The following is a 13,622-nucleotide window of genomic DNA, read 5'->3' on the forward strand; positions in this document are numbered from 1 at the left end:
ACAGGTCGGTGGACGGGTGCGGACGGACGGCTCACGGTCGTGGTCGAAACGATCGTGGTGAAAACGGTCGTGGTGAAGCGGTTGTGGGGAAGCGGTCGTGGTCGAAGGGGGCGCGGAACGCGCGCCGGGCGCCGCTAGCCGCTGCCGGCCGACTCCCCACCGGCCGACGACGAGGGTTCTCCGCCGGACGCGCCGGACGCGCCGGACGCGCCGGACCCGCCGGTCGGCGGGGGAGCGTCCGCCGTGGCGGACTGCGACGGGGTCGCCCCGCCCGTCGCCCGTCCGTCCGCCCCCTGGGGGGTGGAGGTCGGCGGCGTGGTCGGTGTGCTGTCGCCCGCGGGCGGCGTGGTGCCGGAGACGTCCGTGGACGACGGGCCGGTGGGCGTCCGGGACACGGTGGCGTCCGGGCTGGCCCCGGCCGTCTCCGTCGGCGTCGGGGCGGCCGGGGGCGGTGTCGGGCTGGTCGTGGGCAGCGGCCCGGGGCCGGCCGGCTCGGTCCGCGAGTCGACGCCGGGCAGCAGGGCCAGCCCGATGCCGAGGCCGGTCACCGCGAGGGCCGAGCCGCCGGCCCGCCACAGCGTCCGCGCGCGTCGGCGGGCACGGATGCCGTGCCGCAGCCGCTGTCGCTGCTCGTCCGCGAAGGGGGTCTGCTGCCGGGTGTCGCGCATCATGCGCGTCAGCTCCCGCTCGAAGTCGTCCATCGCTTCTCCCCTCAGCCCACGGGCCGGACGGCGTCGGACAGGATGCTGCGCAGGCGGGCCACGCCCCGGGAGGCGTGGGACCGTGCGGTCCCCACCGGGCAGCCGAGCGCCTGCGCCACCTGGGCCTCCGGCAGGTCCTCGCAGTAGCGCAGGACGACGGCCGCGCGCTGCCGGGGGGAGAGCAGCGCCAGCGCGGCCTCCAGACGGGAGCGTTCCGCCACCGTCGAGGACACGTCGTCCGGCAGCGGCCGGTCGGGCAGCGCCTCCACCGGGCGCTCGCCCCACCAGCGGCGCCGCGCGGACCGGGCCGCCAGCCGCACCAGGATCGTGCGGACGTACGCCTCCGGCGCCTGCTCGCCGACCCTCGGCCAGGCGAACCACAGCTTCACCAGCGATTCCTGCACCAGATCCTCGGCCCGCTGCCGGTCCCCGCCGGTGAGCAGCCGCGCGACATGGAGCAGCGTCGACCAGCGGGCAGCCACGAACTCGTCGAAGCCGTCGGCCCCGGACCGCTCCATCCCCCACCGCCCCCGCGTCCGAAAATCCCCTTACACAAGAGACAAAGACTCGTGGCCCCCCGGAACGATGCACCCGCCTGCTGTGATCCCGGTCACCCGGTCACCCGGTCACCCGGTCACCCGGTCACCCGGTGACGCGGCCGGTCGGGCGAGCGGTCACCCGGACATGCGGAAGGGCGGGCCGCGGGCACCTGACCGCCCGGAGGTGATCAGGGCCCCGCGGCCCGCCCGTGAAGGTCTCGGCCGTGGAGAAGGGGAGCGCGCCGGTGCGCTACGTGCGGTCGCCCTTGGGCTTGCCCCGCTGGTCGGGCGTGCCGTGCGGCGGCGGCCCGAAGGGCTGCGGCGAGGTGGCGGGGGTGACCGGGGAGCCGCCCCGGGCGGCGCCCGTCTCCGGGCGCAGCGCGCCCGGGTCGCCGGACGTCGGCTCGGCGCCCGCCCGCAACTGCTCCAGCCGGGCCGTCAGCAGTTCGGTCACCGGGAGCCGGTCGGCGTGCGTGCGCTCATAGGCCAGGAGTTCCTCGACCTCGGCGGTGCTCAGGGACCGCACCCGGCTCTCCAGGCCGCCGAGCGGCAGGTGGTCGTAGTCCGGCAGCGGCAGGGCGTTGTGGGCGGGGTCGGCCATGGTTCTCACTTCCCTGTACGGCGTACTGTGCGGGCGCGTCGCGCCGGCCGATCGACGGGCCCGTGCGACATCGCCGGGTCAGCGGGTTCCCGGGCCGCCGCTGCCGAACCCGCCGCTGCTGCCCTCGTCCCAGCGCGGCCGCTCCCGCGATGTGCCGGTCCGCGTACCGGAATTGCCGCGGCCGTCCATCTCATGGGGCGTCAGCCGCTGGTCGCTGCGCGGCATCTCGTTCGGCTCCCGCTGTTCCCGGGTCTCGCGGACGGGGCCGCCCTCGGGCATCCGGGGCTGCTCCTCGGGGCGGGGGCGGGCGGTGTCACCGCGCCGCACGCGACGGCTGCCGAGCGCGAAGGCGGCGATCAGCACGCCCACCACCACGACACCCACAACCAGTCCGATGCCCACGGCGCCGCGGCCCGCGGCGAGGTCGGTCGTCTCCATCCAAGCGGTGTTCACCATGGCCCGCGGGTACCCCCGGCCGTCCCGGACGAACACGCTCCCGTGTCCCGCCGCCGCCGGGTTTGACCGTACCGGGCCCGGCAACCCGCGCTGTGTGACGACGACATTTTCGCAGCAGGAGTTGTTCCGGTTCCTGGAGGACCGCTTCGCCTGCGCCCAGGCGTGCACCGAGTGCGCCCGGGCCTGCGCGCTGCGGGCGAGCCTGGTGGATCCGGACGGGACGCAGGACCAGGAACTGGTACGGCGCAAGGGCATCATGTGCGCGGAGGTCTGCGACGCGACGTGCCGTGTGCTGTCCGAGCAGAACCAGGTGGACGAGGCGGTCATCCGGTCGCAGGTGGAGTGGTGCCGGGAGGTGTGCCTGGAGGCCGCCCACGCCTTCGACGCACATCCCGGCGCCGAGAAGACGGCCCGGGCATGCCGCGACTGCGCGCGGGCCTGCACGGAGTTCCTCGACACCCTGAACTGACCGGCCGGGGCCGCCGGGAGCGGCCCCGGCGGGCACGCGCCCGCCATTCCCAATTACTGGAACAGGTTCTACCGTGTGCGCCGACAGGACCGCCCGGCCGAGCCTGGAGGCGCCGTGCATCTGGACCACACGCCCGAGCAGCGACGGCTGCGCGCCGAACTGCGCGCCTACTTCGCCACTCTGGTGCCCGACCGGGACCGCGCCCGGCAGGCCGACCCGGCCGCGCAGAAGCGGTTCTACCGGGACACCATCCGCCGCCTCGGCGCCGACGGGCGGCTCGGCGCGGGCTGGCCGCGGGAGTACGGCGGCAGCGGGCTCACCGCGACCGAACAGTTCATCTTCTTCGACGAGGCCGCCCAGGCCGGTGTCCCGCTCCCGCTCATGGCCCTGAACACCGTCGGCCCGACGATCATGCGGTACGGCACCGACGAGCAGAAGCGCTACTTCCTGCCCAGGATCCTCTCCGGCGAGATCGACTTCGCCATCGGCTACAGCGAACCCGAGGCGGGCACCGACCTGGCCGCGCTGCGCACCCGCGCGGTGCGCGAGGGGGACACGTACGTCGTCAACGGGCAGAAGATCTGGACCACCAACGGCGACACCGCCGACTGGGTGTGGCTGGCGGTGCGCACCGACCCGGACGCCCCCGCGCACCGCGGCATCAGCATCCTGCTGGTGCCGACCTCCGACCCCGGCTACTCCTGCACCCTGATCGACACCCTCGCCTCGCACGACACCACGGCGAGCCACTACGACGACGTACGGGTCCCGGTGAGCCACCGGGTCGGCCCCGAGAACCAGGGCTGGCGGCTCATCACCAACCAGCTCAACCACGAACGGGTCACGCTCGCCGCCCACGGCACGATGGCCGTACGGGCCCTGCACGACGTGCAGCACTGGGCGCTGGAGACCAAGCTGACCGACGGCCGCCGGGTCGTCGACCTGCCGTGGGTGCGCCGGCTTCTGGCCCGCACCCACACCCGGCTGGAGGCGCTCAGACTCCTCAACTGGCGCATGGTCGCCGCCGTCGAGGACGGCACCCTCACCCCGCAGGAGGCGTCCGCCGTCAAGGTCTACGGCTCCGAGGCCCGGCGCGACGCCTACGCCTGGCTGATGGAGATCGTCGCCGTCCCGGGCGCACTGAAGGAGGGCTCGGCGGGCGCCGTCCTGCACGGCGAACTGGAACGCGGCTACCGCTCGGCGGTCATCTTCACCTTCGGCGGCGGCAACAACGAGATCCAGCGCGAGATCATCTCCTGGATCGGCCTCGGGATGCCCCGGGTCCGGCGGTAGGACGCGGGTGACGAGGATCCCTGGCCGGCACACGGGCCGGTCTCATCGCCGGGCTCCTCAGCCGGGTCCGCCCAGCATGATCTTCCACACCCGGGTCGCCACCTGCAGGTTGAGGCGCTCCTCCACGTTCGTGAGGTCATGGCCGCTGAGCTCGCGGATGCGCTGGAGCCGGTAGCGGAGCGTGCTGCGGTGGATCGCGAGGGACGCGGCGGTCTCGGCGTAGTTGCCGCCGCAGTCGAAGTACCGGGACAGGGTCTCCACGAGCGCCGTACGGTGCCGGCCGTCGTAGTCGACGAGCTGTCCGAGCCATTCGTGAACGAACGCCTCCAGCTCCCGGTACTCGTTGCCGGGCCCCAGGATTCGGTAGAGGCCCAGGTCGTCGAAGAACGACGTGCCGTACCGCTGTCGGGACCGGCGGCGTACCTCCAGGGCACGCAGTGCCTCTTGGTACCGGCCGGGGATGCCGTCCGGGGTGTTGCAACGGGCGCTCACCCCGATCGTCCCGTCCCGGGTGCCGGTCTCCCGGGCGAGCGCCTCGTACAGGGCGTGGTCGTGCGGCCTGCCCTCGGCGACCAGCACCACGTGGTCGGAGCGCTGAGTCACCAGCGACGGCATGCCCACGTCCGAAGCCGTCCGGCCCACGGTCCGCGCGAAGGCGTCGTCCGCGGACCGTCCCCTCCACTGCACGACGATCACGTACTGGGTGCGGTGAAGGTCGTGTCCGGACGCCTCGGACCGGGCGTAGGCGCTCTTCTCGTCCGTTCCCTCCAGAAGATCGTCGACCAACTCGCGGCGCAGCCGCAGTTCGACCTCCGCCAGCCGGCGCTGGTGCGACAGTTCCAGGGCGAGTGATGTGGCGGCGTGCTCCAGAGCGAACACGGTGTACTCGTCGGCCTCGCCCCCGGGGTCGAGCAGGGCCAGCACCCCGAGCACCTCACCGCGTGGGCGTATCAGGGAGATGAGCCGGTCCTTGATCCGCACCGGTCCGTCTCTCCTGGCGACCCCCTGGAGCATCTCCTCATGGCGGGCGGGGTCCGGTTCCGGACAGGGGTCGGGTCGGCCGGGACCGGTCCAGGAGCGCAGTCGGCCGAAGCGGTCCTCGACCAGCACGGGAAGACCGGTGAGCGCATGCAGTGCGCCGGTGATGGCCTCCTCGCCGCCGCCCGCGGCCGCGACCCCGGCGAGGGCCTCGTGCACGGCTCGCTGGTATCCCCCCTCCACGAGCTGGGAGATCAGCCGCCGCTGGAGGGTTGTTCGTTCCCGTCGCAGTCGGTGCAGCTCCAGCGCCTCGTCCTGCCTGCGGCGGTGCGCGACGGCGACCGACAGGGCCGCGGCGGCGAGGCGCACCAGCGTGGTGAGCAGGAAGTGCTGGGCGTGGGTGGGCCGGGAGCGAGAGGTCACCACGAGGTAGCCGTGCAGTCCACCGGGCCCGTGCAGGGCCAGTGCCCGGCCCCGTGACCGGCCGGGAACGGGCACCGGGCTGTCTTCCCCCGTCAGCTCTCGCACCGCCCGGTCGATGGCCGACGCGCGGTCCTGCCCGGCCTGCGGGCCGGGGATCAGCCGGCCGTGCCCTCGGAGGTATCCGGCCTCAGCCCTGTACGGGCCGACGGCCGACACGTGATCCAAGGCAAGGCGCAGGATCTCACTCTCGTCCCGGGTGTCGAACAGGGCACGGGAGAGTGCCGGCAGCTTGCGGTATGCGAGGGCGGAAAGGGGCGGGCGGGAGCTTCTCCGCAAGATCGTGGGGTGCTGTCCCAGACGGACCGACGGAAGACGGCCTTCCTGGTCGGAACGGCGCCGGTACGTGTTCCTGACCCGGCTGCATGCCATGTGATCACTCCTGTCCCTGTGGCCTGGAGCGGTGACAGTGACCCTCCTCGACGACGTCCCGGAGCGAATACCACGATGCCCGGAATGTTCGTTTCGTGCTCGCGGGGGGACGGGCTCCGTCGTTCTTTGATCTGCCGGGTGGAGGCGTGGAGCCGCCCGGTTCGGGAGTCTGGGGCGTGTCGGGTGCCGCTGTGCACACCGGCAGGAAGGACTGGGCAATGACCGAGCAGCCTCGCAGGCCCGTTGCCGCGTACGAGACGTACCAGGAGGCCGAACGCACCGTCGAACACCTCTCGGACCAGGGGTTTCCCGTGGAGAGGGTGGCCATCATCGGCCAGGACGTCCGCCTCGTCGAGCAGGTCGTCGGGCGGATGGATTACGGCCGGGCCGCCCTGCACGGTGCGGTCAGCGGGGCGCTTCCCGGCGCGCTGATCGGCTGGCTCTTCGGCTTGGTCGACTGGGTGGACCCCCTCGTGTCCGCGTTGCTCGTCGCCCTCTACGGCCTGGTGTTCGGGGCGGTCGTGGGCGCGCTGTTCGGCCTGCTGCTGTACGCCCTGCAGCGTGGCCGCCGGGACTTCGCCTCCGTTCGCTCGATGGAGCCCAGCCGGTACGTCGTCGTCGTGGACGAAGCGGTCGCCGACGAGGCCGTACGGCTGCTCGGCGGCTTGCGGCCCACCGGTGCCGGCGGGCGTCCCGCCCATACCTGAACGATCAGTGCCGGCGCATGTCGCCGCACCGGGAGGAGTTCCTCATGGCCAAGGCAGTGGGCATCGACCTGGGCACCACGAACTCGGTGATCGCCGTGTGGGAGGGCGGCGAGTCATCCGTCGTGCCCAACACCGAAGGCAACCGCACGACACCGTCGGTGGTGGCCTTCACCGACACCGGGGAGCGGCTGGTGGGCCAGCTGGCCCGGCGCCAGGCGATCCTCAACCCCAAGGGCACCATCTACTCGGCCAAACGGTTCATCGGCCGGCATTTCGACGAGATCTCCGACGAGGCCAGGGCGGTGGCCTACGACGTCGTCGAGGGCGACGGCGGGGCAGCCCGCTTCAAGGTGCGCGACAAGCTCTACGCGCCGGAGGAGATCAGCGCCCAGGTGCTGCGCAAGCTCGCCGACGATGCTTCCAAGCAGCTGGGGGAGCGGGTCACGGAGGCGGTCATCACCGTACCCGCCTACTTCAACGACGCTCAGCGCACCGCCACCAAGGACGCCGGACGGATCGCGGGACTGGAGGTACTGCGCATCATCAACGAGCCGACCGCGGCTGCCCTCGCGTACGGCATGGACAAGAAGGAGCACGAGACCGTCCTCGTCTTCGACCTGGGCGGCGGAACCTTCGACGTGAGCATTCTCGACGTCGGCGACGGCGTCGTGGAGGTGCGCTCCACGGCCGGTGACAGCCATCTGGGCGGCGACGACTTCGACCGGCGGCTCGTGGATCACCTCGCGGACGGCTTCCAGAAGGAGAACGGCATCGACCTGCGCAAGGACCCGCAGGCGCTGCAACGCTTGTTCGAGGCGGCCGAGAAGGCCAAGACCGAGCTCAGTTCGGTGACGCAGACGCAGGTCAGCCTGCCGTTCATCACCGCCGACGCCTCCGGCCCGAAACACCTCACCGACTCCGTCATGCGGTCCACCTTCGAGCAGATCACCGGTGACCTGGTGGAGCGATGCCTGGGACCGGTGCAGCAGGCCATGTCCGACGCCAAGGTGGGCGAGAGCGACATCGACGAGGTCATCCTCGTCGGCGGTTCCACCCGCGTCCCCGCCGTCCAGGCGCTGGTGCGCCGGCTGACCGGCGGCAAGGAACCCAACATGAGCGTCAACCCGGACGAGGTCGTGGCCCTGGGCGCTGCGATCCAGGCCGGGGTGCTCAAGGGCGAGGTCAAGGACGTCCTGCTGCTCGATGTCACGCCCCTGTCGCTGGGTGTGGAGACGCGCGGCGGCGTCATGACGAAGATCATCGAGCGGAACACCACCATTCCGGTGCGTCGCACCGAGACCTTCTCCACCGCCGACGACAACCAGCCCGCCGTCGACATCGTCGTCCTCCAGGGCGAGCGCGAACTGGCCGCCGACAACCGGGTGCTCGGCCGCTTCCAGCTCACCGACATCCGCCCGGCGCCGCGCGGCGAGCCACAGATCGAGGTCACCTTCGACATCGACGCGAACGGCATCCTCAACGTCAGGGCCCGGGACCGGGACACCGGCAAGGAACAGGGCATCACCATCACCGAGAGCTCCAACCTGGACCGCAGTGAGGTCGAGCGCATGGTCCAGGAGGCCGAGCGCAACCAGGGCCAGGACCGGGCTCTGCGCGAGGCCGTCGATGCCCGCAACGAGCTCGACGCCGTGGCGTACCAGGTCGAAAAGCGCCTCGCCGAGCTGGGCGACGCCGCACCTGCGCACGAGAAGGCACGCGCCGAGATGCTGGTGTCGGATGCCCGGGCGGCAGTCAAGGAGGAGGCAGGCGTGGAACGAGTGCGGCCCCTGACCTCCGAACTCCAGCAGGTTCTTTCAGGACTGGCGGCCCATCACGGCGGCGCCACCACGGGCGGTCCCGAGCAGGACACCACCGGCGGCGGCCCGAGCGGCGGCGGGGACGACGACGTCATCGATGCCGAGTTCGACAAGGACTGAGGAACCGTCATGCCGATCCACCCCAGGGAGTCCGACCCGGCCGTGCCGGACCCGGCCGGCCAGGCTCCGGAGAGCGCCGTACGCTCGCCGGGAGGGGAGCTTCCGCCCTCGGGCCCGCCGGCCGGGCCGGGGTCCGACACGGACGAGGGACCCGGCCCCGACGCGTCCCGCGGTGGCTCCGCACCCTCCGAGGAGGAGCAGCACACGGCCGAGCTGAGGGAACTCGAGGACCGCTGGCGGCGCGCACTCGCCGACCTCGACAACCTCCGCAAGCGCCACGCCAGGGAACTGGAGCGGGAGCGGACGGTCGAGAGGTCCCGCACGGCGGCCGCCTTCCTGCCCGTCCTGGACAACCTCGAACTCGCCCTGGCGCACGCCGGATCCGACCCCGACGCCATCGTCGAGGGCGTCCGGGCGGTCCGCGACCAGGCGGTGAACGTCCTCGAACTGCTCGGCTACCCGCGGCACGCCGAGACCGGCGTCGCCTTCGACCCGGCCTGGCACGAGGTGGTCGGCGTCGTCAACGAACCCGACGCCCCACCGGGCACGGTCGTCGAGGTGCTGCGCCCGGGCTACGGGGACGGCGAACGCCAGCTCCGGCCCGCCGCCGTCACGGTCGCGAAGCGGGAGTGACCCGTCATGGCACAGGACTTCTACCAGGTGCTGGGCGTGTCACGGACCGCGAGCCAGGACGAGATCCAGCAGGCATATCGCAAACTGGCCCGCAAGTACCACCCCGACGTCAACAAGGACCCGGGGGCGGAGGAGCGCTTCAAGGACCTCAACGAGGCGTACAGCGTCCTGTCGGACCCCAGGACCCGGGCCCGCTACGACCGCTTCGGCGAGGACTTCCGGAAGGTCCCCGAGGACTGGGAGGAGCGGGTCGGCGCCGGCGCCGGACCCGGCGGCGGCTTCCGCGCCCGGCGGACCGCGGGTGCGGGCGGCCCTCGTGTCCGGTACACCGGCTTCGGCGACGACTTCGCAGCGGAGGGCGTCGACATCGACGACCTGCTCGGCTCGCTCTTCGGAGCAGGCGCCGCCCGCGGCGGTGTACCGGGGGCGGACCAGGAGGCCGAGCTGCCGCTCACCGTCGAGGAGGCGTACCGGGGCGGCCGCCGCACCGTCACGCTCGCCGGTCCCACCGGGCAGCCGCGGCGGTACGAGGTCGATGTACCGCCCGGCGTCACCGCCGGACAGCGCATCCGGCTGGCGGGCGAGGGCGGACGGGGCAGTGGTGACGCCGCCGCGGGAGACCTGTATCTGCGGGTCCGCATCCAGCCGCACCCCCGGTTCCGGCTGGACGGCCGGGACGTGTACGTGCAGCTTCCGGTCACCCCCTGGGAGGCCGCGCTGGGCGCCACGGTTCCGGTGCCCACCCCCGGCGGCGGCACGGCCAAGGTCACGGTGCCCGCGGGCTCGTCCAGTGGCCGGCGGCTGCGGCTGCGCGGCGAGGGCATGCCGAACCCGCGCGGTGCCGACGGCAACCTCTACGCCGAACTCCGCGTGATGGTGCCGCCCAAGCTGAGCGACCGGGAGCGCGAGCTGTTCGAGGAGCTCGCCGCCACCTCTTCGTACGATCCCAGGAGGACGTCATGAGCGACCGACCCTCATGGGGGGTGACCGGTGGCGGGCCCGCCCGGGCCGGCGGGGGCGGGCCTCCCGCACGGACGGGCGCCGGCTCCACGGCCGTGCGGTACGCGCTCGTCCCCGTGCCCAGGCTTTCCCTGGACACCGTGGCCCGCCGCGCCGGAGTCCATCCCGACCTGGTCCGCCGGTTCGTCGCCCTGGGCCTGGTCGACGCCGAGCGCGACGCTGCGGGGCGCCTGGTGTTCGACTCCAGCGCCCCGGCGGTGCTCGCCCGCGTCCAGCGACTGCGCTCCGGCCTGTGTCTCAACTACGCATCCATCGGTCTGGTGCTCGATCTGCTGGACCGCATCACCCTGCTCGAAGCCGCACTGCGCCGCGCCGGTACGAGGAGTGACATACCGCCATGGACATGAACCGTCTCACCCAGAAGTCACAGGAAGCCCTTCAGGAGGCGCAGACCGTCGCCGTCCGCAGGGGACAGACCGAGGTGGACGGTGAGCATCTGCTGCTCGCGCTCCTCGACCAGGAGGACGGTCTCATCCCGCGGCTGCTGCAACAGGCGGGCAGGGAGCCCCAGGAACTCCGCGCGGCCGTGCGGGAGGAACTTTCCCGCCGGCCCAAGGTGACCGGCCCGGGCGCCGCGCCGGGCCAGGTGTTCGTCACCCGGCGCCTGTCCCGGCTGCTGGACGCGGCCGAGCGGGAGGCCAAACGCCTCAAGGACGAGTACGTGTCCGTGGAACATCTCCTGCTGGCCCTGGCCGAGGAGGGCTCGTCCACCTCCGCCGGACGGCTGCTCAAGGAGCACGGCATCACCCGGGACTCGTTCCTGAGCGCGCTCACCCAGATCCGCGGTAACCAGCGCGTCACCTCGGCCAACCCCGAAGTGGCGTACGAGGCCCTGGAGAAGTACGGCCGCGACCTGGTGGCCGAGGCCAGGGACGGCAAGCTGGACCCGGTCATCGGCCGCGACGCCGAGATCCGCCGCGTCACCCAGATCCTCAGCCGCAAGTCCAAGAACAACCCGGTCCTCATCGGCGACCCCGGCGTCGGCAAGACCGCCATCGTCGAGGGCCTCGCCCAGCGCATCGTCCGCGGCGACGTACCCGAAGGACTGCGCGACAAGACCGTGTTCGCACTCGACATGGGCTCCCTGGTGGCCGGGGCGAAGTACCGGGGCGAGTTCGAAGAACGCCTCAAGGCCGTGCTGTCCGAGGTGAAGGCCGCCCAGGGGCACATCCTGCTCTTCGTCGACGAACTCCACACCGTCGTGGGCGCCGGCGCCGCCGAAGGAGCCATGGACGCGGGCAACATGCTCAAGCCGATGCTCGCCCGCGGCGAACTCCACATGATCGGCGCCACCACCCTCGACGAGTACCGCAAGCACATCGAGAAGGACGCCGCCCTCGAACGCCGCTTCCAGCAGGTCCTGGTCGAGGAGCCGAGCGTGGAGGACACCATCTCCATCCTGCGCGGACTGCGCGAACGCCTCGAGATCTTCCACGGCGTGAAGATCCAGGACACCGCGCTGGTGTCCGCGGCCACCCTCAGCCACCGCTACATCACCGACCGGTTCCTGCCCGACAAGGCCATCGACCTCGTCGACGAGGCGTGCGCCCGGCTGCGGACCGAGATCGACTCCATGCCCGCCGAACTCGACGAGATCACCCGCCGCGTCACGCGCCTGGAGATCGAGGAGGCGGCACTGTCCAAGGAGACCGATCCCGCCAGCAAGGCCCGCCTGGAGGAACTGCGCAGGGAACTGGCCGACCTGCGCGGCGAGGCCGACGCCAAGCACGCCCAGTGGGAGGCCGAACGGCAGGCGATCCGCCGCGTGCAGGGGCTGCGCCAGGAACTGGAGCAGGTCCGCCACGAGGCGGAGGAGGCGGAACGGGCCTACGACCTCAACCGCGCCGCCGAACTCCGCTACGGCCGCCTCCAGGACCTGGAACGCCGGCTGGCGGCCGAGGAGGAGCAACTGGCCGCGAAGCAGGGGCAGAAACGGCTGCTGCGCGAGGTCGTCACCGAGGAGGAGATCGCCGACATCGTCGCCGCCTGGACCGGCATCCCCGTCAGCCGCCTGAAGGAGGGCGAACGCGAGAAGCTGCTGCGCCTCGACGAGATCCTGCGCGAGCGTGTCATCGGCCAGGACGAGGCCGTCCAGCTCGTCGCCGACGCCATCATCCGCGCCCGCTCCGGTATCCGCGACCCCCGCCGACCGATCGGCTCGTTCATCTTCCTCGGCCCCACCGGCGTGGGGAAGACCGAGCTGGCCAAGACCCTCGCCCGGGCCCTGTTCGACTCCGAGGACAACATGGTCCGGCTCGACATGAGCGAGTACCAGGAGCGGCACACCGTCAGCCGGCTCATGGGCGCGCCGCCCGGATACGTCGGCTACGAGGAGGGCGGCCAGCTCACCGAGGCGGTACGCCGCAAGCCGTACTCGGTGGTGCTGTTCGACGAGATCGAGAAGGCCCACAGCGAAGTCTTCAACACCCTGCTGCAGGTCCTCGACGACGGCCGTATCACCGACGCCCAGGGCCGTACGGTCGACTTCCGCAACACCGTGATCATCATGACGTCCAACATCGGCTCCGAGCACCTCCTCGGCGGTGCCACCGCCGACGGTGAGGTCAAGCCGGACGCCCGCGCCCTGGTGATGGGCGAGCTGCGCGGGCACTTCCGCCCGGAGTTCCTCAACCGCGTCGACGACATCGTGCTGTTCAGGCCGCTCGGTGAGCGGCAGATCGAGCGGATCGTGGAGCTGCAGTTCGACGAGCTGAGGCAGCGCCTCGCCGAACGCCGCATCACCGTCGAACTCACCGACGCGGCACGCGAGCTGATCGCCCACCAGGGTTACGACCCCGTGTACGGGGCCCGGCCGCTGCGGCGTTACATCTCCCACGAGGTCGAGACGCTGGTGGGGCGCGCCCTGCTGCGCGGCGACGTACCGGACGGTGCGCAGGTCCGCGTCGACGCCGCGCACGGAGAGCTGGTGGTCACCTACGACCCGCCCGAGGACGAGAAGGGAGCGCGGGCGGCATGAGTACCCTGCACGCCACCCACGTCACCTGCCCCCACTGCGGGCGCACCAACCGGGTGCCCGCGGCCGCCGAGGGCCGCCCCAAATGCGCCAACTGCAAGCAGTTCCTGCCGTGGTCGGCCGAGGCGGGTGACGACGACTTCACCGAGGTCGCCGAGCAGGCCACCGTGCCGGTCGTGGTCGACCTGTGGGCCACCTGGTGCGGCCCCTGCCGCATGGTGAGCCCGGCGCTGGAGAAGGTGGCCGCCGATCTCGCGGGAAGGATCAAACTGGTCAAGGTCGACATCGACAAGAACCCGCGCCTCGCGCAGCGCTTCGAGGTCCAGGCGGTACCGACGCTGCTGATCCTCGACAAGGGACAGACCATCGCCCGGCAGGCGGGGGCCGCACCCGCCCCTGCCCTGCGGCGATGGGTGGAACAGTCGATCGCCGGCCGCGGACCGGCCGGGAAAGGATGACCGG

At 72.1% G+C, this 13,622-nt stretch carries 14 protein-coding genes; 9 read left to right on the forward strand and 5 right to left on the reverse strand.

What is annotated here, in order from left to right; all coding sequences use genetic code 11:
• Positions 1-134: 134 nt before the first annotated feature.
• From ACIRPP_RS01655 to ACIRPP_RS01670, 4 genes are all read right to left on the reverse strand, one after another.
• Positions 135-701 carry a cellulase gene (locus tag ACIRPP_RS01655; protein ID WP_403636993.1) on the reverse strand — a complete coding sequence of 189 codons (567 nt, stop codon included), beginning with the start codon at positions 699-701 and terminating at the stop codon, positions 135-137.
• A gap of 11 nt (positions 702-712) precedes the next feature.
• A complete protein-coding gene (locus tag ACIRPP_RS01660) occupies positions 713-1,219 on the reverse strand; it encodes a SigE family RNA polymerase sigma factor (RefSeq protein WP_403636994.1) in 507 nt (168 codons plus the stop codon).
• 271 nt (positions 1,220-1,490) lie between these two features.
• Complete coding sequence (locus tag ACIRPP_RS01665; RefSeq protein WP_403636996.1) at positions 1,491-1,841, reverse strand: hypothetical protein; 351 nt, start codon at positions 1,839-1,841, stop codon at positions 1,491-1,493.
• Positions 1,842-1,919: 78 nt separating this feature from the next.
• Positions 1,920-2,297, reverse strand: a complete 378-nt coding sequence (locus ACIRPP_RS01670) for a DUF6479 family protein (RefSeq protein ID WP_403636997.1) — start codon at positions 2,295-2,297, stop codon at positions 1,920-1,922.
• Between the two features lie 94 nt (positions 2,298-2,391).
• Here ACIRPP_RS01670 and ACIRPP_RS01675 point away from each other — a divergent pair, with 94 nt between their 5' ends.
• Both ACIRPP_RS01675 and ACIRPP_RS01680 read left to right on the forward strand, forming a co-directional pair.
• A complete protein-coding gene (locus ACIRPP_RS01675; RefSeq protein WP_403636998.1) occupies positions 2,392-2,766 on the forward strand; it encodes a four-helix bundle copper-binding protein in 375 nt (124 codons plus the stop codon).
• Positions 2,767-2,880: 114 nt separating this feature from the next.
• Positions 2,881-4,059, forward strand: a complete 1,179-nt coding sequence (locus tag ACIRPP_RS01680) for an acyl-CoA dehydrogenase family protein (protein WP_403636999.1) — start codon at positions 2,881-2,883, stop codon at positions 4,057-4,059.
• 57 nt (positions 4,060-4,116) lie between these two features.
• On the opposite strand, the gene ACIRPP_RS01685 is transcribed toward ACIRPP_RS01680, so the two are convergent.
• Positions 4,117-5,889: a PucR family transcriptional regulator gene (locus ACIRPP_RS01685; protein WP_403637000.1), complete on the reverse strand. Its 1,773-nt coding sequence runs from the start codon at positions 5,887-5,889 to the stop codon at positions 4,117-4,119.
• A 218-nt stretch (positions 5,890-6,107) separates the two neighbouring features.
• Here ACIRPP_RS01685 and ACIRPP_RS01690 point away from each other — a divergent pair, with 218 nt between their 5' ends.
• The 7 genes from ACIRPP_RS01690 to trxA are packed head-to-tail and all read left to right on the forward strand — an operon-like array spanning position 6,108 to position 13,618.
• Complete coding sequence (locus ACIRPP_RS01690; RefSeq protein WP_164441458.1) at positions 6,108-6,596, forward strand: general stress protein; 489 nt, start codon at positions 6,108-6,110, stop codon at positions 6,594-6,596.
• 44 nt (positions 6,597-6,640) lie between these two features.
• Positions 6,641-8,533: a molecular chaperone DnaK gene (dnaK, locus tag ACIRPP_RS01695; protein ID WP_403637001.1), complete on the forward strand. Its 1,893-nt coding sequence runs from the start codon at positions 6,641-6,643 to the stop codon at positions 8,531-8,533.
• Positions 8,534-8,542: 9 nt separating this feature from the next.
• Positions 8,543-9,166 carry a nucleotide exchange factor GrpE gene (locus tag ACIRPP_RS01700; RefSeq protein WP_403637003.1) on the forward strand — a complete coding sequence of 208 codons (624 nt, stop codon included), beginning with the start codon at positions 8,543-8,545 and terminating at the stop codon, positions 9,164-9,166.
• A 6-nt stretch (positions 9,167-9,172) separates the two neighbouring features.
• Positions 9,173-10,129 carry a DnaJ C-terminal domain-containing protein gene (locus ACIRPP_RS01705; protein WP_192230062.1) on the forward strand — a complete coding sequence of 319 codons (957 nt, stop codon included), beginning with the start codon at positions 9,173-9,175 and terminating at the stop codon, positions 10,127-10,129.
• Complete coding sequence (locus tag ACIRPP_RS01710) at positions 10,126-10,533, forward strand: chaperone modulator CbpM (protein ID WP_403637005.1); 408 nt, start codon at positions 10,126-10,128, stop codon at positions 10,531-10,533. Before ACIRPP_RS01705 ends, ACIRPP_RS01710 begins: the two co-directional genes overlap by 4 nt.
• Positions 10,524-13,163 carry an ATP-dependent chaperone ClpB gene (gene clpB / locus ACIRPP_RS01715; protein WP_403637006.1) on the forward strand — a complete coding sequence of 880 codons (2,640 nt, stop codon included), beginning with the start codon at positions 10,524-10,526 and terminating at the stop codon, positions 13,161-13,163. The genes ACIRPP_RS01710 and clpB overlap by 10 nt, the downstream gene beginning before the upstream one ends.
• Positions 13,160-13,618: a thioredoxin gene (gene trxA / locus ACIRPP_RS01720; RefSeq protein ID WP_403637007.1), complete on the forward strand. Its 459-nt coding sequence runs from the start codon at positions 13,160-13,162 to the stop codon at positions 13,616-13,618. Before clpB ends, trxA begins: the two co-directional genes overlap by 4 nt.
• The last annotated feature ends 4 nt before the right edge of the window (positions 13,619-13,622 follow it).

The sequence above is a fragment of the Streptomyces sp. NPDC101219 genome (assembly GCF_044767675.1).
Lineage (GTDB): Bacteria > Actinomycetota > Actinomycetes > Streptomycetales > Streptomycetaceae > Streptomyces.